This is a genomic window from Pseudomonas sp. TE12234 (genome assembly GCF_054061835.1).
Genome location: NZ_JBSSEP010000004.1, coordinates 59,607 through 77,730, shown reverse-complemented (window position 1 = coordinate 77,730; position 18,124 = coordinate 59,607). Strand labels below are relative to the sequence as shown.

Below are 18,124 nucleotides of genomic sequence, written 5' to 3'. Positions count from 1 at the left end.
GCCGCAAACGACCCGCGTCGCCCGAGGAAAAAACTGGATTGTGCTCAATGTGGAGCCGATTGCACTCGCTTTCAAGGCAAACGTCCTACATCCCTCGAAGTCTTTGACGATGCCAATCGACTAACGGTCGGAAAATAATCGGAAAAACTTACCGTAAAAGCTGAATCGTCTGTCGCCATCAATCGCAGATGGCCTCTATACTAGCTCCCCGTTTGTGCACCGCTCTAGTGCATTCGGCTGGAGCGCGACACGTCCCTCCACTCTCCATTCAGAGCCGCCGCAAAAATGAGCCTGTTCTCCGCTGTCGAAATGGCACCACGCGATCCAATCCTGGGCCTCAACGAAGCATTCAACGCCGATACCCGTACCAACAAGGTCAACCTGGGAGTCGGTGTTTACTGCAACGAGGAGGGGAAGATTCCACTCCTGCGCGCCGTTGTCGAAGCCGAAACCATTCGCGTCGCTCAACACGCTTCCCGTGGCTACCTGCCAATCGACGGCATTGCCGCCTACGACCAGGCCGTGCAAAAACTGCTGTTCGGTAACGATTCGCCATTGATCGCCGCTGGCCGCGTCATCACCACCCAGGCCGTTGGCGGTACTGGCGCACTGAAAATCGGCGCCGACTTCCTCAAGCAACTGCTGCCGAACGCCGTCGTGGCCATCAGCGACCCGAGCTGGGAAAACCACCGCGCACTGTTCGAAACCGCCGGTTTCCCGGTGCAGAACTACCGCTACTACGACGCCGCGACCCATGACGTGAACCGCGTCGGCCTGCTGGAAGACCTGAACGCGCTGCCAAACGGCTCGATCATTGTCCTGCACGCCTGCTGCCACAACCCGACCGGCGTCGACCTGAGCCCGGCGGACTGGAAAAACGTGCTGGAAGCGGTGAAGGCCAAAGGTCACGTGCCGTTCCTCGACATGGCTTACCAGGGCTTTGGTGACGGCATCGACGAAGACGCCGCTGCCGTGCGTCTGTTCGCTGAATCGGGCCTGACCTTCTTCGTCTCCAGCTCGTTCTCCAAATCCTTCTCGCTGTATGGCGAGCGCGTGGGCGCCCTGTCGATCGTCAGCGAATCGAAAGAAGAAAGCGCGCGCGTTCTGTCGCAAGTCAAACGCGTCATCCGCACCAACTACTCCAACCCGCCGACCCACGGTGCAAGCATCGTCGCCGCCGTGCTGAACAGCCCGGAACTGCGCGCCCAATGGGAAGCCGAACTGGCCGAAATGCGCCTGCGCATTCGCGGCATGCGCACCCAGATGGTCGAACTGCTGGCGAAAAACGCACCGCAGCGCGATTTCAGCTTCGTTGGCCGTCAGCGTGGCATGTTCTCGTACTCCGGCCTGAGCGTTGAGCAGGTTCACCGTCTGCGCAACGAATTCGGCATCTACGCCCTGGACACCGGCCGCATCTGCGTGGCTGCGCTGAACCAGAGCAACATCAATGTCGTGACGGACGCCATTGTTCAGGTGATCTGAATCGTGCGCTGATACGAAAAACGGGAAGCCTTTTGGCTTCCCGTTTTTTATTTGTCGCAGATAATTCTCAAAGCGCCGACCAGCGCCCCTAAACTGCACACATCGCTCCTGCAGGTTTGATGTACACCCGAGATTTCGACGAGAGCCCACATGAAAAACGATGACCTACGCGCTGACCGCGATGACCTGGATGACTTCATCCCCCGTGCTCCGGCCAAACGGGGCAATAACCTGGTGATGCAAGTCGCCACCGGCGTGTTCCTCGGCGGCCTGGCGCTGTGGCTGGTGCAACTGGGCGCCACAGCGCTTTACGCCAAACTGATGCTCGGCACCTTTACCTTCGGCGGTTAGGCCAGTTCGGTCGCCCGCAGGCTGGCGGCGTCGTCATAGGCGACATAGAGCGATTCAGCCACCTGACTCTTGATCGCCTTGGTGCTTTCCAGACCCAGGACAAAACCTTCAGCCTTGCCGCCGGCGCGGTTCAATTCGTCGGCGCTGCTGGCCTGGGTGATCGCATCGAACAGTTTTTCGGCGTGCGGGCCGACACCCTTGGGCAGGCTGATCTGAGCGATGCTCATGCGAGCACCCCGTTTTGACGAGGTGAGGTGGTTGAGTGATTCATGGCGCGTACCTTTTCGGCGAATGGCCGGTAGCGCGTGTAACCACTTCCGGGCGGCCATGGTAGTCCTCTGCTGCGTTTCTGGTAACCGCCAATCACCGATAAACCACCGTCTGTCCCGATGAATCCATCAACTTGCTATCAGGCGCTTGACTTCTCTTTTTGAATCAGTAACATAGACGCCATTCCGCGATAGCTCAGTTGGTAGAGCAAGTGACTGTTAATCACTGGGTCCCTGGTTCGAGTCCAGGTCGTGGAGCCAGACAAGCAACATCAAGAAGCCCCTGAATCGAAAGATCAGGGGCTTTTTTGTGGCTGCGATTTTTTGATCCACAAAGAAAAAGCCGACCTGTCTATTCAACAGATCGGCTTTTTTCATTCGCTAAGTGTGTCAGACATGCTCACTGCTTTTGGCATGCGTCGCTCGCGGCTCTCCGTGGCCATGGTCCGGCTCCACCACCGGAATCTCTTTACCATCGCAGTCATGCAGCTTGCCGTCGCTGAAGTAATCCCCTTCGCGCAACGCCGCCAGATCCTGATAACGCAGAACCCGCTCGGTCCCCGCGGCAAACACCGACTGTTGGTCGGAGTTACCGGCCGTGAGATGGTTGAACGTGAGGTTCAGCACGATGGCCATGATGGCCGAAGAGCTAATGCCGGAGTGGAAAATGGTGGCGAACCAGCTTGGGAAATGGTCGTAGAAGTTCGGTGCAGCGATGGGGATCATGCCGAAGCCGATGGAAGTGGCAACGATGATCAGATTGACGTTGTTGCGGTAGTCGACCTTGGACAGCGTACGGATACCGCTGGCGGCCACCGTGCCGAACAACACGATACCGGCACCACCGAGCACGGAGGTTGGTACCGCTGCGATGACCCGCCCCATGAACGGCAGCAGGCCGAGGAGCACCAGGAACAGCCCCCCCGTGGCCACCACAAAGCGGCTCTTGATTCCGGTCACCGCCACCAGCCCGACGTTCTGGGCAAAGGCGCTTTGAGTGAATGAGCCAAAAATCGGGGCAATCATGCTCGACAGCATGTCGGCGCGCAGACCGTTCCCCAGGCGCTTGGAGTCAACCTTGGTGCCGATGATTTCACCAACAGCCAGGATATCGGCCGAGGTTTCCACCAGGGTCACCATCACCACAATGCACATCGACAGGATCGCGGCAAAGTGGAAAGTCGGCATGCCGAAATGGAACGGCGTGGGAAAACCGAACATTGGGCCCTGGGTCACGGACGAAAAATCCGCCATGCCGAGAACCACAGCGATGATCGTACCGACGACCATCGCCAGCAGGATCGACAAGCGGGAGATGGTCGCGCTACCGATCTTGCTCAGAAACAGCACCAGCACCAGCGTCACAGCGGCCAGGCCGATGTTGGCCATGCTGCCAAATTCCGGTGAATGACTGTTGCCGCCCATGGCCCAGCGTGCCGCCACAGGCATCAGCGTCAGGCCGATGGTGGTGATCACGATCCCCGTGACCAGCGGCGGAAAGAACTTGGTGATTCGAGAAAACACTGGCGTGATCAGCAAACCGATCAGGGACGCCGCAATCACCGCCCCCAGAATCGACTGGAACCCGCCCTCGCCGCCGCTGCTGACAATCGCCACCATGGTTGCGACACCCGAGAACGACACACCCTGTACCAGCGGCAACTGACAGCCAAAAAACGGTAGACCCAGGGTTTGCAGCAACGTGGCCAGCCCCCCCGCAAACAATGAAGCAGCAATCAACAAACCGATGTCCGCCGGCGAAAGCCCGGCCGCCTGACCAATGATCAAAGGCACCGCGACGATGCCGCCGTACATGGTCAGAACATGTTGCAGGCCGTAAGCCATATTCGCGCCGATCCCGAGATTTTCATCTTCAGGCCGTTGGTGTGAAACATGGGGCGTTTTCATGTTAGGGGGTTCCCTGGTTTTTGTTATGCGCACACTGTATTCAAGACTCAGGACAACTGTCTATAGAATTGTATACAACTGACCGGTCAATTTATGAACGGTTAGCCATGCAGTCTGTGTGCCAGTGTGTGCAACCTCCTAAAAAACCTCGGAATATATCCGCCCCGCCCTTTCCCTCTTGCGCTCACCCGCCGTTTGAATATCTGGCGAGCATTGGCCGCGGACAACGGTTTTTATAGGCAGATCAAGTGTGTTGTGCCTGAAAAGCCTGCAAGACAGCCTTCGTGGCTCTCAGTGAATTTCACAAGGCGAAGGCGCCTGAAGCACGACCAGGAAGAAGCGCGAAAAAGGGGCAGAATGATCCAATTCGCCCCTTTTTTGTGTGCACGATGATCCGTCTATTGCGGCACGATCAATCGCTCAAGTGTGCGCATCAATGTCGCATGGGTGGGCACCCGTATGTCGAACTCGCTCTCCAGAACGCCGATCAACGCCTGCACATCGGCCACTTCCCGGCGCTCGCTGTCAGACCCCATGCGATGAATCGCAAAACTGCCGTTGTTGAGCGTACGTCGCCAGTCCTCCCCGGTCCGCGCCACCATCAGTTGCCTGGCGAACGGGGATTCGGGGTGAGTCGAGACATACCAGTTGCCGACGGCGTAATCGATGTCCTCCTGGCGCTGCAGGTCGAAGATGTACATCGCTCGCCATTCGCCCGCGACCCTGGCGCGCAGGGTGTAGCCGTCGGCGTGCTGTTCGATGCGATACGACTCATGGGGCGTGAGTTGTTCATCGGCGGTATCGAGCAACAGGGGTGCGGTGGGCACCATGCCACCGAAGCCGACGTCGCTGATGTAGCGCACGCCGTCCAGGGTGACCAGGCTCAAGCGGTGCGTTCGGGCTGTCCATGCGCCTTCAGGCTGCCCCATGACCACGCGACCGCTGATGCCCCGCGCATCGAAACCCAGCGCCTGAAGCAAGGCCAGGTACAGATTGTTCAGTTCGTAGCAGTAACCGCCGCGCCCCTCGTGCAGGACTTTCTTCTCTATCGAGGGCAAGTCGATCAGCACCGGTTCGCCGGATAACGTGGTCAGGTTTTCAAACGGGAACACGCCGGTATGGCGCAATTGCAGTTGTCGCAGGGTTTCCAGGGTCGGCGCCGGGGGCATGTCAAAGCCCAGGCGTCGCAGATACAACGCGAGGTCAGTCAGGCGTGGCTCGCTCATCGTTCAGTCCTTGTGCACGCAGGCAGCGGATCGCTCCGCCAATGGGCGCTATGTATAAGGGAAGAACCGCCGTGACCGACAATTGATTTAACCAATCGCCCCCACTCCTGACGTCAACGGTGTTTGCGCAAATCCAGTTGAATCCAGGTCGGTGCGTGATCGCTGGCGTGGGGTTCGTTGCGTACCCAGGCATCGACGCCCGCCGCCTGCAGGTAAGGACTCAAGGCTGGATTGAGCAGCAGGTGGTCGATGCGCAAACCGGAATTCTTCTGCCAGTGCTGGCGAAAATAATCCCAAAAGGTGTAGAGCCGATCCTGCGGGTACAGGTATCGCAACGCGTCCGTCCAGCCCTGATCCAGAAGGCGTTGATAACACTCGCGGCTCTCGGGTTGCAGCAGCGCATCCTTGAGCCATGAGCGCGGGTTGTAGATGTCCAGGTCGGTCGGCACCACATTGTAGTCACCGGCCAGCACCACCGGATGCTCGCTGCACTGAAGATCCTTGGCATAGGCGATCAGGCGCTCGAACCACGCCAGCTTGTACTCGAACTTCGGTCCAGGTTGCGGGTTGCCATTGGGCAAGTACAAGCAGCCCACCAGCACGCCGTGCACGGCGGCTTCCAGGTAGCGGCTCTGGCTATCGCCGTCATCGCCCGGCAAGCCTCGTCGGCTCTCCAGGGGCTGCGCGTCCCGCGCCAGAATCGCCACGCCGTTCCACGATGCCTGCCCCTGCCAGATGGCGCCGTAACCGATGGCCTCCAGCTCAGCAGCAGGGAACGCGCTGTCGACCGACTTGAGCTCCTGCAAACAGGCGATGTCCGGTTGCTCACGTTCGAGCCAGGCCAGCAGGTTCGGCAGCCGGGCGCGCATGCCGTTGACGTTGAACGTCGCGATTCGCAACTTTTTCATGGCCATCAGTCCTGTTGCCAAGGGTGTCCAGATTGTGACCCCGATGGTTCGTAGTGGTTGCGTCGGCTGGCGCGTATACGGCGTAACAGCACGGCCTTCGCAAGCAAGCTCCCACAGGGTTCCCGGTTGGCCCGCAGGCCGGCGATCTACCCTGCTACGCCACTCGTCATCCAACCGGCACCAACCGTCTCGCCCCTCACACCAACATCAGGTAACGACTCATTTTGGGAGACGCGCCATGATGAACATCAAACTCACTTCGCTGTTACTGGCCGGATTGCTGTCCGCTGCATCCCTGGCAACCTACGCGGCATCGGGCGACGGCGCCAATACGACTGGCACCCAGTCCGGCGCCACCAGTGGCCCGGTCATGCCGCCCGACAATACTCCCGGCTCGTCCTCAGGCGGCAATGCCGGTGACGGTGGCGCCACCGGCTCATCCAGTGGCAGCGCTGGCGGGAATGCCGGAAACAGCGGCTCTGGTGCCGGTGGAGGCACCGGTGCGGCGGGCGGCGGGACCGGCGGCGCTGGCGGCGGGACAGGCAGCTGAACGCGCAAAGGCAGCCGATGAGGGGCGAATCGTCGGCTGCTCCATCGGCAGATACCTACATCTGCCTGACCGCCGGAGGGTTCCACTTGCCGTTCAACGCTTCGGCCTTAGGCCCGTACAGGCGCATGGTCAGGTTGAACGGCCCCTTGGGTGCCGGCAACCAATTGGCCTCAAGGTCCTTGCCCGGGTTTTCGTTCTGGAAGTAGAGGTCCAGCGATCCGTCGGCATTGTTCTTGAACGGCATCCAGCTACTGACGGCGAAACGGTTAAGTTCGTTGCCGACCTGGAAACCTTCGGGGTCGTATAGCGTGATCGACCAGAACGCATTCACCGGAGGCGTTTCGCCCTTGGGAAAATGCAGCACGTACTTGTTCGCACCCTCCAGCGCCTTGCCATTCGCATCGCCCATGTTCAACGGATAAATCGCATCTTCAGGCAGGTTCGCGCCGAGCCCTACCTGAGCAACGATGGCGCGCTTGAGGTAGTAGTTGCCGTAGACGCCCATGGTGTCGGTGTTCATCGACCAGCCATTGACCACTCGCGCCAGGGTCTCGACTTTCCACTTCATCAGCGCCTGAGCCTCTTCAGGCACGGTTTGCAGCGCCGCCTGGATATCGGGGTCGAGCGAACTCAGGTTGAATGGCTGGCCGGATTCGATGCCGATGCGTTTCATCTGCGCCAGTATCGGTTGATCGGTGCTGTGGGCCGGATGCACTTTGAGCAGTTCGGCCGCGTAGGCGAAGTAATTGCCTGCCGACATCGTGTCGACCTGGATCTTCGGTGGCGTCTTCATGTCCACCGCAGGGTCGATCGTGACACTGACCGGTTCCGCCGCTTTGCCCAGGCGCGACAGCGGCGTCACGGTATAGCCGGCCTGAATCTTGTGTACCGCCGCGTAGTCCGCTGCGCCATCGGTCTTGGTCCGGCCAATGACCCACACGAAAGGTGTCGGTGCCGGCAGATGATTCAGCCCGGCAGGCACCGTGCCGGTCCAGCCCGGCGGTGTCACCAGGAACTGTGCGGCATCGGTTCCGGTGGTGCGCCAGCCCGGCGAAGCGAATACATCGCTCCACATGTCGAGCATCGGCAGCAAGTAGAAACGCCCCGCGGTGTCCGGGGCGGCGATGACCAGCGGCTCCTTGGTCAAATCGAGCCAGGCGATGGAATACAAGGTGTCGAAGTTGGAACGCACCACCCCTTTGAAATTCGCAGGCGGATACTGCGGCACACTCACAAACATGTTCATCGGCCCCTTGCCGAACTCCTTGCCCGGCTCGATGTTGGTGAACTGTTTGCGGGTGATGTCCATGGTCAACAGCGGGTAGAAATAAACGTACGCCTCGACACCGATGGCGTGAGCTTCTTCGGGTGTGATTTTCGATTGCGCGTGACTGGCCAGGGGAAAGATAGCGGAGGCGGCAACACTTAGAGCAACGGCGGTCAATGCTTGGGATATCAACATGTTGGCGATCGTCCGAGGCATGGCGGGGTCTGCCGGGCTCGGCAGAGCTAACGGAACTCTAGACGATCACATGAACAAGATCTGACAGGCAGACAGTCGGTTATTCAAGGTGTTACAGGGCTGAAACAGTGATGCACCGGCCTCAACGATCCGAACGCATCAACACTTCGACACCGCCTTCCATCGACAGCACGGCCGAGCGATTGCGCCCCGAATGCTTGGCTTGATAGAGCGCCGCATCGGCGCGCTGGAGGAATACTTCAATGCTGTCGTGCCCGGTCGGCACAAACGAGTAACAACCGAGGCTGACCGTCACGTAACCGGTGGGCGATCCGCTGTGGTTGATATTTTTGTCCATGACGCAGCGGCGGATTTGTTCAGCAATGGTCATGGCACCGTGGATGTCCGTGTCCGGCAGCAGCACGGCAAATTCTTCACCACCGTAACGCACCGCCAGATCGGCCTTGCGATGGCAGCATTTTTTCACTGCTCGCGCCACCTGGGCCAGGCAGTGATCACCGACCACATGGCCATAGGTGTCGTTGTAACGCTTGAAAAAATCGATGTCCAGCATGATCAGGCTCAGCGGACTCTGCTGCCTGGCGCCACGCCCGAACTCGATGTCCAGCGCCCGCTCGAACAAGCGGCGATTGGCCAGGCCGGTCAGGCTGTCATGGGTGGCGATCAGCTCCAGCGCTTCCTGGGCCTTGCGTAAATCCGCCTCGATTCGCTCGCCGACACGTACCTGACGAATGAACACCCAACCAAACACCCCCACTCCCAGCATGACCAGGGCGACGATGAGGCTGGATCGAAACGCGGTGTCATACCACCCGGCGAGAATCGAATCTTTTGACGAGGCCGCCGAGACCACCAGTGGATAAGCCTCCAATTGTCGATAGCCGTACAAGCGGACAACGCCGTCCACCATAGAAGTGAAGGTGGCACTGCCGGAGGGTGCCCGGGTCAGGAGTTTCTCGAAGATTTCGCCCCTGGCCAATGACGTGCCGATCTGCGACTCGACAAAGGGCCGGCGTGCCAGCAGCGTTCCATCGGTCAACCCGAGGAACATCGAGCCGTTGTCGTCAATGCTGAAGCTTTTGAAGAACTGGTCGAAATACGACATCTTGATCCCGGCCAGCAACACGCCCTGGAACTGACCATTCTTGTCGTTCACCCGCTTGGACACCGGAATGATCCACTCGCCGTTTTCCCGACTGCGAATCGCCGGGCCAATGTGCGCCACCGTCGACACATTCTGCTGATGGAACTTGAAGTACTCACGATCCGCGACGCCGGAGCCGCGAGGCAGATTTTCAAACGACGTCACCACCCACTGGCCCTTCTGATCAAACAGAAAAATGCCGTGAAATTGATTCAATGCCAGGACGCGTCGGGCGAAGGTTTTCTGCAAACGAGGTCGAACGGCAGGGCCAAACCCGTCAGCCTGAATCCAGTCCACCAGACTGGTGAGCACCAGGTCAGCCTTCTTGAACGTATCTTCGGCCTGCTGCGCCATGGCTCGCGTCAGGTTCGACGAGGCGACCTGAGCCTGGCGCAGGTCGTGGCGCCGGGATTGTTCCAGTTGCAGGTAAAGCAACCCACACAGGCACAGGCACACCGCAGCAATGAAAAGCACCGCGGCCTTGCGTAACGGCAGGCGTTTCGATGCGATGCTGGGGACGTGATGCGGATCGTGTGGGCGCGGGGGCAAAAAAAATCTTCCTCAGGGGCAACGCATGGGCACCGGCCCAAAAGCCCCTCATTTTTGTGCGCGCAGTCTACGGGTTTATCGGGGACAAATGGCAACCACTTGCCAAGTGGTTGAACAGACATGACCCAAGGCAAGAACTGCATCCCCCGGGAGCAGCTACGATTAGTCATACATCAAGACAGGGAATCGAAATGACCAAGGCAGACGAACTCGCCGCAAAGCTCAAACAAACCCGGCATACCAGCGCCGATCAGGCGATCGACAGCTGGCCAGGGCAGGTCTACGAGCTGTATCACCGCATCGAGACCTGGCTGCAGCCCCTGATGGAGGCCGGGCTGACGTTGCGGCGCAATCCCACGCATGTCTTCGAGAGCCACCCCGATGGCGAGACGTACGACTATGCCATCGACCAGTTGGTGATCACCGGTAACGACCACAGCATGACCTTCGACCCCGTCGCCCGCTTTACGGACGATGGCGAAGGGCGTGTCGAGATTCACTGTAAAAGCAACGAAATGGCGTTGTTGCGCACCCTCGACGAACACGGTGAAACCCACTGGTGGCTTCAAGGCATCGAGCTAGCCGCACAGCAAGCCGACGCGGTGGCGCTGACTGAAAACGGCCTGCTCTCGGTGGTGCAACAAGGGCTGGAACTGTAGGGCCATCGCTATTCGTAAGCATCCGGCTTGCCGCGATGGCGTCATTTAGAGCGCCTTCGCCAGCAAGCCGGCTCTACAGGTGCGGTATCGCGCTTACAGCTTGCTTTGTTCGGTCACCACCAGCGCGGTGTCCGCACGGGGCAAGTCCAGGGCCGGTAGTTTGGTAGGCAGGTTCAACTCTCGCAGTACCGGGGAGTCATAGCCATAGACGTCAGGTTTGAAGGTCACCCGGCCATCCTTGCTCAGATCGACGGTCCAGTACGCCAGCAGCAACGGCACCTTGACTGGAAGCTTGATGTTTTCGGTTCGTCCATTGGCCAATTGCTTTTGAATGCCTTCGCTGTTCCAGCGCACCGGGTCGTTGAACAGTAACTCGACCAACTGCAGCGGATTCTCCACCCGGATGCATCCGGAACTGGTGGCTCGCACGGACTTGGCGAACAACTCGCGGTGCGGCGTGTCGTGCAGGTAAATGGCGTAGTCGTTGGGGAAGCGAATCACCACCTGCCCGAGGGAGTTCTCGGGACCGGCGTCCTGGCGCAAGGTAAGGCCCTTTGCGTTGGACCAGTCAACGGTTGATGGGTCGAGCACGTTGCCCTGGCGATCAAAAACGCGGATCCGGTTGGCGGCCAGGTAGCCGGGATTCTGTTGAATCTTGGGCAACATATCCTGGACCAGAATGGTCGGCGGCACGGTCCAAGTCGGGTTGAACGTCACGTAGGTAATCTCGGACTGAAACACCGGCGTGCTGCGAAACGGCTTGCCGACCTGTACCCGGGAACGCCAGATCGGCTGGCCATCGCGGTACAGCGCGACCTTGTAACCGGCAATGTCGACGACCACAAAGGTGCCCTTCAGTTTGTAGAGCAGCCAACGCGCCCGCTCCATGTTCACCCGGACCTGATCGATCCGCGCTTCAACAGGTACATTCAAGGCCTCCAGCGTCGTCTTCCCCGCCACACCATCGGCGCCCAGGTATTGCTCGGCTTGATATTTCTTCACGGCGGCAATGACGCTGTCGTCGTAGTCGTTTCGCTTGCCTTTGGTCGGGGCCAGGTAGCCCGCAGCCACCAAACGGGCACGCAACTGCGCGACCGCCACACCGTCCATGCCGGGCTTGAGCGATTGCCCTTCGGCCACTTTCGGCCAACCGCCAGCGTCCCGAACCTTGCGCAGCTGCGCCAGGCTTTCGCGCATATTGCGGTAAACCGTTTCCTGCGGCGGCGCCAGGGCGAAGGCGCGGGCGATGTCGTGGGCATCGAGTGCGGCGAAGAAGCTGTTCATGTCCTCGCGAGGATCCACGCCGACAGGGTCAAAGTTCCAGTGGAAGTCCAGCCGTGAGGGGTCGACTTTCCCCCGTCGCAACTGCAGCAGTGCCGTGATGTAGGTGCGAGTTGCCGCGAGGTCGAACGCCGCCGATTGTGCCGGCGTCGGTGCGGTAGCCTGCAACGCGAGTCGTGCCTGCTCCAGTTCGGCAATTCGGAAATCCTGCGGGACCAGACCGTCGATTCGTGTGTCATTCAGGCTTTTCAGCAACTGGGCGACATCGCGTCCATCCGTCCAGGCGGCGCGATAGTTGCGATGGGAATAGAAATCCAGGACGACCCGATTGATATCCAGTCGCTGATGCCTGCGCGCAGTGAGCAGCGGCGGAAAGGCCGATTGCAGAGGTTCAAGCACCGCTTGTATGGCCTGGCCAACGACGTCATTGGGCGCAGCCCCCTGTACCCCGATCGGCGGAGTTTCCGGCATGATCGGCGAAGTTTCACCGAACGCCGTGCCACTGATCAGAAAGACCATAATAAAGACGCGGCTTATGACGAATAACCTTGTTAATTGCCCCATGGATAATCCTTAATCTCCTGCAAATCAAAAGGCTAGCGTCCTATTCGCTGCTAGACTCGAACTATTCCTGATGAGACTGACTTATGGCGCTACATCGCTTTGGCCTCCCGCTCACAGCCCTGCTGTTGACGTCGGCTTTACTGCCATCAGCCTACGCCGATTCGCTTGAAATCGCTCTGGCCAAAGCTGCTCCAAATGCCAATGCCAAAGTCATCGCCCTGGCGGTACGCGCCACACAATGCACCCGCGCCCAAGGTGCAGCCCCGGCACAGAGACTAGCAGTGATCGATTACTCACTGCCTTCGACCGAACAACGCTTGTGGGTGTTCGATCTGAAAAAACGCAAACTGCTCTTTCACGAACTCGTCGCCCACGGCCGTAACAGCGGCGAAAACATGGCCACCCAGTTTTCCAATCAAAACGAAAGCTACGCCACCAGCCTCGGCCTATTTCGTACGCAAGAGAGCTACCTCGGCCAGAACGGCTATTCGTTGCGCATGGAAGGCCTGGAGCCAGGCTTCAACGATAACGCGTTCGAGCGGGCAATCGTCATTCACGGCGCACCGTACGTCAGCCCGGTCCTGGCACGCATCAACGGGCGCATCGGCAGAAGCCTTGGTTGCCCGGCCGTCAGGCCGGCGATTGCCCATCGACTGATCGACTCGATGAAAGACGGCCAGCTGTTGTTTTCCTACTACCCGGATCAGCACTGGCTGAAGTCTTCTTCCTACATTAATTGTGGGAGCGGCACCGTGGCGTCGTCGGAACAGACCACTAAACGCCAGTAATCAAGCAGCGTCACTTGATATTAATCAATGGCAGCCACTCACTGGGGGTTAAGCTCAAAACACATCCCCAGTTTGAGTACACGGCCATGCACAAGCATTTCATATCACTCGTTGCCGCGCTGCTCCTCAGCAGCCCATTGATCGCTTTGGCCGCAGATGAACAGCCCGCCAACACCTCGCCAACCGCACCGGCCACCACCACCGCACAGGACAAAGCGTGGAGCGAGCAGTTGCAAAAAATGCAGGCCGCCCACGAAAAAATGGCCGCCGCCAAAACCCCGGCCGAACGTCGGATCGCCATGCAGGAAGGCATGAATGCGATGAGGGGTGGCATTGGCATGATGCAAGGCCAGTGCCCAGGCATGGGGATGGGAATGGGAAAAGGGATGGCCGGTGGCATGGGCCACTCAGACCAGATGATGGACTTGATGCAAAAAATGATGGATCAGCAATCAAGCATGATGAAGCAGCCACTGGACCAATAGCCGTGCCATCGTGACGAGGAGAACAAGCGGGAGGCGGCGGCTCAAATAATTGCTGTCACAACAAACTCGAAAAAAGGGCGTTCCACAGAGTTGGAACGCCCTTTTTTGTTGCCAGCGGCAGCCGAGAAACCGATTCGCTACACTCAGGCCTCTTCAAACCCTCACAAAAGCCCGAAAAAATGAAAATCCTGCAAAGCGCGATGATGCTCAGCGGCCTGCTCGCTCTCTCCCTTGGTGCGTCGGCGGAAGGCACCTCACACCTGGACAGCGTCATCCAGCAAGGCCAACTGCGCGTCTGCACGACGGGCGACTACAAACCCTATACCTCCAAAGGCGAAGACGGCGAATACGCCGGGATCGACATCGCCATGGCCCGCACCCTGGCCGACAGCCTTGGCGTCAAGGTCGAGTGGGTGCCCACCGCCTGGAAAACCCTCATGCCGGACATGCTCGCCGGTAAATGCGACATTGGCATGGGTGGCATCTCGGTCACTCTCGAGCGGCAGAAAAAGGCTTTCTTCAGCACCATGCTGGACGTCGACGGCAAAATCCCGCTGGTGCGCTGCGAAGATCAGGCCCAGTACCAGACCCTCGAGCAGATCAACCAACCCTCGGTTCGCCTGGTCGAACCTGCGGGCGGCACCAACGAAGCCTTCGTTCACGCCCTACTTCCCAAGGCACAACTGCAACTGCACGACAACGTGAGCATTTTCCAGGAGCTGCTGGACAAGAAGGCTGACGTGATGATCACCGACGCCTCGGAAGCGCTGTACCAGCAGAAACTCAAACCGGGACTGTGCGCGGTCAACCCGACGCAATACATGCAATACGGCGAAAAAGCCTACCTGCTACCCCGAGACGACATGACCTGGAAGTTATACGTCGATCAGTGGCTGCACCTGGCCAAGGCAACAGGCAATTATCAGAAGATTCTGCGGCAGTGGCTGGCGGTGCCTGACGCGAAGTAATGCGTCATACCTGCCACGGAAAAAAAACCAACTGTAGGAGCCGGCTTGCCGGCGAAGGCGATTTAACCGTCAACAACGATATCGATCGCCCACGCAAATGACAGCAGCAGGCTTCTACAGAGGTACAACACATTCCAACCCCTGACGGGTCAGCACGCGATCAAACTCAGTCGTCGTGCAGCAAACCCGAGCTGTACTCGCCGAAGCTATTGCTCAGCGCATTGCCATGAAAACTCATCTTGTTGGGATTGCTATTGGTAGGCCCCGGACCAAAGCCAGCGGACGGCACGAATTCGGCCGAATAGTTCTCATGAGACGTCGTCACACCCGAACAGGCACTCAACAGCAAAGCACCGGCGATGAGCGAGACTTTGAAGAGGTTTGAGATCATTTTTTCCGGTTCCTGTGGGGTGGGTAAGCGGTGGCTTGGTCTTGTCCGTTCATCCTAGGCCGGTGGCGTGCCGAGAATTATGAAACTTTTGTTGGTTACAGCGTTGGTTCAGGTACGGCGTATTTTCTGAGGAACGAGGCAATCTCTCAAAAAGAGCCACGTCCTACACGACGATAGGAATTGTCCGTACACTCCGCCATTGCTGCGTTTTTGTCACGAGGCCTATAGTCCGTCCAGCGCCCAAATGGCGTGTCGGGTTTGGCGACTCGATGGCAATTGAACTGGAGCCTCCGACCATTTCGGAGCGCTTCGGAACGCACTTAGCTACCTGTTTTATGGTGGCTGTGCGCGGGAGACCCAAGGGTCTGCCGGTTTCTCCATTGCCCGGTTCGCCAACCCGCGTACGGCTACCACCCTCTCGTTTGGCGACGATTGAGTGATAGCTCATTCAAACTAATGGAGCTTCGCTTATGAATGAGTACATGGCTTTAACCAGCAATGCCGATGACCTTCCCTCGCTATTTGTGAACACCACACAACCCTTGCACTCACTGCTCACCACGGCCAGATATAGAATCGGAGCCGTGACTCAGGTTCTCGAAAACCTCGCCATGCGCGGCGAAATCAGTACCGACTCGGTCATCCTCAGCGACTTCGCGTTACTGTGCAGCATTCCGTTGCGTGATGGTTGCGATGTGCTGGATGTCATTGCACGACGTATGGATGCTGAACCGGCCTGACGCAAAAAAGGGGCGCCCTCCCCGGACGCCCCTTCGGCCCTCTCCACTTCCATTCCTGATAAACTCACACCCCCTCAGCCTCACCCATCCCAGAACGCCAATGCCCCTGATGACCGCACCGACCCCCGCCCCGCTTTCCCGCCGCTTTTCCGTCGCCCCGATGATGGATTGGACCGACCGCCACTGCCGTTTCTTCCTGCGCCTACTCTCAAAAAACGCCCTCCTCTACACCGAAATGGTCACTACCGGTGCTCTGCTCAATGGTGATCACGAGCGTTTCCTGCGCCATAACGAAGCCGAACATCCACTCGCGCTTCAACTCGGTGGCAGCGTTCCGCTGGATCTGGCCGCCTGTGCCCGCATGGCCCAGGACCATGGCTACGACGAGGTGAACCTGAATGTCGGCTGCCCGAGTGATCGGGTGCAGAACAACATGATCGGTGCGTGCCTGATGGGGCATCCGCAGTTGGTGGCGGATTGTGTGAAGGCGATGCGGGATGCGGTGTCGATTCCGGTGACGGTGAAGCATCGCATCGGCATCAATGGGCGCGACAGTTACGAGGAGTTGTGCGATTTCGTGGGGACGGTTCGGGATGCCGGGTGCACCAGTTTTACTGTGCATGCGCGGATTGCGATTCTGGAGGGGTTGTCGCCGAAGGAGAACCGCGACATTCCGCCCCTGCGTTATGACGTGGCGGCGCAGCTGAAGGCGGATTTTCCGGAGCTGGAGATCATTCTCAACGGCGGGATCAAGTCACTGGAAGCCTGTCACGAGCATTTGCAGACATTCGACGGTGTGATGCTGGGTCGTGAGGCGTATCACAACCCGTATCTGATGGCCGAGGTGGACCAGCAGTTGTTCGGCAGTACGGCTCCGGTGATCACTCGCGCCGAGGCGTTGGCGCAATTGCGGCCATATATCGCTGCGCACATTGATGCCGGCGGTTCGATGCACCACATCACCCGCCATGTGCTGGGCCTGGGTACCGGATTTCCGGGGGCGCGCAAATTCCGGCAATTGCTGTCGGTGGATATCCACAAGGCCAAAGACCCGCTGGCGTTGCTGGATCAGGCGGCAGCGTTGCTTGAAGGGCGCTGACGGTCGGTTGCTTTGAACCTGTGGTCTGTTTTGGCATCGTATTTACCGATACCGCGCCCCGCCTTTCAAACAGCCGTTTTCAGGTTGTTGCCACCGGGGCCGTCGATACACGTACGCGCCCTTGAGTGGCTGTCAGCGCTCGGGTAATGTCATCAGACCCATAGGACAGAGCACGCCCATGACTTCCAAGCTGGAACAACTCAAACAAATGACCACCGTCGTTGCCGACACCGGCGACTTCGAAGCAATCGCTCGGGTTAAACCGGTAGACGCCACCACCAACCCTTCCCTGCTGCTCAAGGCGGCGGCGATTCCTGCTTATGCCGAATTGCTGAATGCTTGCGTCAACGACTGCAAGGGCGATGTCGGCCTGGCCAGCGACCGGTTTGGCGTTGCGGTGGGGCAAGAAATTCTGAAAGTGATTCCGGGGCGTATTTCCACTGAAGTGGATGCGCGCCTGTCGTTCGACACTGACGCCGTATTAAAGCGTGCGCACCGTCTGATCGAGCTGTACGAAAAAGCCGGCATCGGCCGCGACCGCGTGCTGATCAAGATCGCCTCCACCTGGGAAGGCATCCGCGCGGCGGAGATCCTGGAGAAGGAAGGCATCCAGACCAACCTGACCCTGCTGTTCTCCTTCGCCCAGGCAGCCGCTTGCGCTGACGCCGGGGTGTTCCTGATTTCGCCGTTCGTGGGCCGTATCTACGACTGGTACAAGAAAGCCAACGGCAACGACTACACCGGCGCGGACGATCCGGGCGTGCAGTCGGTGACGCGTATCTACAACTACTACAAGGCTAACGACTACAAAACCGTCGTGATGGGCGCAAGCTTCCGTAACCTGGGCCAGATCGAACAACTGGCCGGTTGCGACCGCCTGACCATCAGCCCGGACCTGATCGACAAGCTGGCGGCGGATAGCGGCAAGCTGGAGCGCAAGCTGGCGCCGGGGCATGCCGGTGAAGCACGCTTGAGCCTGAATGAAGCGCAGTTCCGCTGGTTGTCCAACGAAGATGCGATGGCGACCGAGAAACTGGCTGAGGGTATTCGTCAGTTCGCCCGCGATCAGGAAAAACTCGAGGCGTTGCTGCAAGCCAAGCTGTGATCTAGTTCAGCGCACGTAAAAAAGGGCGAACCGCTGGGTTCGCCCTTTTTTGTGCCTGTCTGGCTGGGTTGGCTTCGCGCCAGTTATGCAGTGACTGAGCGGAAGCCTTCGCTGGCAAGCCAGCTCCTACGGGAGTTTGATCTGATCAACACAGGCGATTGGCGCCCTTACTGG

At 59.0% G+C, this 18,124-nt stretch carries 18 protein-coding genes and 1 tRNA gene; 11 read left to right on the top strand and 8 right to left on the bottom strand.

Features of this window, described 5'->3' with window-relative positions:
* Positions 1 to 285: 285 nt before the first annotated feature.
* Both ACVWYU_RS08400 and ACVWYU_RS08395 read left to right on the top strand, forming a co-directional pair.
* Positions 286 to 1,482 carry an amino acid aminotransferase gene (locus ACVWYU_RS08400; RefSeq protein WP_247254166.1) on the top strand — a complete coding sequence of 399 codons (1,197 nt, stop codon included), beginning with the start codon at positions 286 to 288 and terminating at the stop codon, positions 1,480 to 1,482.
* Positions 1,483 to 1,632: 150 nt separating this feature from the next.
* Positions 1,633 to 1,833, top strand: a complete 201-nt coding sequence (locus ACVWYU_RS08395) for a hypothetical protein (RefSeq protein WP_090318679.1) — start codon at positions 1,633 to 1,635, stop codon at positions 1,831 to 1,833.
* Here the strand turns inward: ACVWYU_RS08395 and ACVWYU_RS08390 are convergent.
* A complete protein-coding gene (locus tag ACVWYU_RS08390; protein WP_090318677.1) occupies positions 1,830 to 2,060 on the bottom strand; it encodes a hypothetical protein in 231 nt (76 codons plus the stop codon). The two genes, ACVWYU_RS08395 and ACVWYU_RS08390, sit on opposite strands and share 4 nt — an antisense overlap.
* Before the next feature lie 227 nt (positions 2,061 to 2,287).
* Between ACVWYU_RS08390 and ACVWYU_RS08385 the strand changes: the two genes are divergently transcribed.
* Positions 2,288 to 2,363: transfer RNA gene (locus tag ACVWYU_RS08385), tRNA-Asn, on the top strand.
* Positions 2,364 to 2,492: 129 nt separating this feature from the next.
* Here ACVWYU_RS08385 and ACVWYU_RS08380 read toward each other — a convergent pair.
* The 3 genes from ACVWYU_RS08380 to xth form a co-directional block, all read right to left on the bottom strand.
* Complete coding sequence (locus ACVWYU_RS08380) at positions 2,493 to 4,010, bottom strand: nucleobase:cation symporter-2 family protein (RefSeq protein ID WP_390955285.1); 1,518 nt, start codon at positions 4,008 to 4,010, stop codon at positions 2,493 to 2,495.
* 398 nt (positions 4,011 to 4,408) lie between these two features.
* The gene (locus tag ACVWYU_RS08375) at positions 4,409 to 5,236 is read right to left on the bottom strand and encodes an arylamine N-acetyltransferase family protein (protein ID WP_457372423.1); all 828 of its coding nucleotides are present in this window, start codon (positions 5,234 to 5,236) and stop codon (positions 4,409 to 4,411) included.
* 113 nt (positions 5,237 to 5,349) lie between these two features.
* On the bottom strand, positions 5,350 to 6,144 hold the full coding sequence (gene xth / locus ACVWYU_RS08370; protein ID WP_457372422.1) for an exodeoxyribonuclease III: 795 nt from the start codon (positions 6,142 to 6,144) through the stop codon (positions 5,350 to 5,352).
* A gap of 238 nt (positions 6,145 to 6,382) precedes the next feature.
* Between xth and ACVWYU_RS08365 the strand changes: the two genes are divergently transcribed.
* Positions 6,383 to 6,694, top strand: coding sequence for a hypothetical protein (locus tag ACVWYU_RS08365; RefSeq protein WP_457372421.1), 312 nt, complete (start codon positions 6,383 to 6,385; stop codon positions 6,692 to 6,694).
* A 55-nt stretch (positions 6,695 to 6,749) separates the two neighbouring features.
* Here the strand turns inward: ACVWYU_RS08365 and ACVWYU_RS08360 are convergent, their stop codons facing one another.
* Together ACVWYU_RS08360 and ACVWYU_RS08355 are read right to left on the bottom strand one after the other, a co-directional pair.
* A complete protein-coding gene (locus tag ACVWYU_RS08360; protein WP_457372420.1) occupies positions 6,750 to 8,156 on the bottom strand; it encodes a DUF1254 domain-containing protein in 1,407 nt (468 codons plus the stop codon).
* Between the two features lie 142 nt (positions 8,157 to 8,298).
* Positions 8,299 to 9,870: a sensor domain-containing diguanylate cyclase gene (locus ACVWYU_RS08355; protein WP_457372419.1), complete on the bottom strand. Its 1,572-nt coding sequence runs from the start codon at positions 9,868 to 9,870 to the stop codon at positions 8,299 to 8,301.
* A 191-nt stretch (positions 9,871 to 10,061) separates the two neighbouring features.
* On the opposite strand from ACVWYU_RS08355, the gene ACVWYU_RS08350 reads away from it, so the two are divergent.
* Positions 10,062 to 10,529, top strand: coding sequence for a hypothetical protein (locus ACVWYU_RS08350; RefSeq protein WP_090318659.1), 468 nt, complete (start codon positions 10,062 to 10,064; stop codon positions 10,527 to 10,529).
* 93 nt (positions 10,530 to 10,622) lie between these two features.
* On the opposite strand, the gene ACVWYU_RS08345 is transcribed toward ACVWYU_RS08350, so the two are convergent.
* The gene (locus ACVWYU_RS08345; protein WP_457372418.1) at positions 10,623 to 12,374 is read right to left on the bottom strand and encodes a L,D-transpeptidase family protein; all 1,752 of its coding nucleotides are present in this window, start codon (positions 12,372 to 12,374) and stop codon (positions 10,623 to 10,625) included.
* Between the two features lie 83 nt (positions 12,375 to 12,457).
* Here ACVWYU_RS08345 and ACVWYU_RS08340 point away from each other — a divergent pair, with 83 nt between their 5' ends.
* The 3 genes from ACVWYU_RS08340 (at position 12,458) to ACVWYU_RS08330 (ending at position 14,615) form a co-directional block, all read left to right on the top strand.
* Positions 12,458 to 13,162: a murein L,D-transpeptidase catalytic domain family protein gene (locus ACVWYU_RS08340; RefSeq protein ID WP_457372417.1), complete on the top strand. Its 705-nt coding sequence runs from the start codon at positions 12,458 to 12,460 to the stop codon at positions 13,160 to 13,162.
* Positions 13,163 to 13,248: 86 nt separating this feature from the next.
* Positions 13,249 to 13,647, top strand: coding sequence for a hypothetical protein (locus tag ACVWYU_RS08335; RefSeq protein ID WP_457372416.1), 399 nt, complete (start codon positions 13,249 to 13,251; stop codon positions 13,645 to 13,647).
* A gap of 203 nt (positions 13,648 to 13,850) precedes the next feature.
* Positions 13,851 to 14,615 carry a transporter substrate-binding domain-containing protein gene (locus ACVWYU_RS08330; protein ID WP_457372601.1) on the top strand — a complete coding sequence of 255 codons (765 nt, stop codon included), beginning with the start codon at positions 13,851 to 13,853 and terminating at the stop codon, positions 14,613 to 14,615.
* A gap of 166 nt (positions 14,616 to 14,781) precedes the next feature.
* Here the strand turns inward: ACVWYU_RS08330 and ACVWYU_RS08325 are convergent, their stop codons facing one another.
* Entirely contained in the window at positions 14,782 to 15,006 is a 225-nt protein-coding gene (locus tag ACVWYU_RS08325; protein ID WP_457372415.1) for a hypothetical protein, read from the bottom strand.
* 470 nt (positions 15,007 to 15,476) lie between these two features.
* Here ACVWYU_RS08325 and ACVWYU_RS08320 point away from each other — a divergent pair, with 470 nt between their 5' ends.
* The 3 genes from ACVWYU_RS08320 (at position 15,477) to tal (ending at position 17,950) form a co-directional block, all read left to right on the top strand.
* Positions 15,477 to 15,746 carry a short-chain dehydrogenase gene (locus ACVWYU_RS08320; protein ID WP_457372414.1) on the top strand — a complete coding sequence of 90 codons (270 nt, stop codon included), beginning with the start codon at positions 15,477 to 15,479 and terminating at the stop codon, positions 15,744 to 15,746.
* A gap of 100 nt (positions 15,747 to 15,846) precedes the next feature.
* Positions 15,847 to 16,845: a tRNA dihydrouridine(20/20a) synthase DusA gene (gene dusA / locus ACVWYU_RS08315; RefSeq protein WP_457372413.1), complete on the top strand. Its 999-nt coding sequence runs from the start codon at positions 15,847 to 15,849 to the stop codon at positions 16,843 to 16,845.
* 178 nt (positions 16,846 to 17,023) lie between these two features.
* The gene (gene tal / locus ACVWYU_RS08310) at positions 17,024 to 17,950 is read left to right on the top strand and encodes a transaldolase (RefSeq protein WP_457372412.1); all 927 of its coding nucleotides are present in this window, start codon (positions 17,024 to 17,026) and stop codon (positions 17,948 to 17,950) included.
* The last annotated feature ends 174 nt before the right edge of the window (positions 17,951 to 18,124 follow it).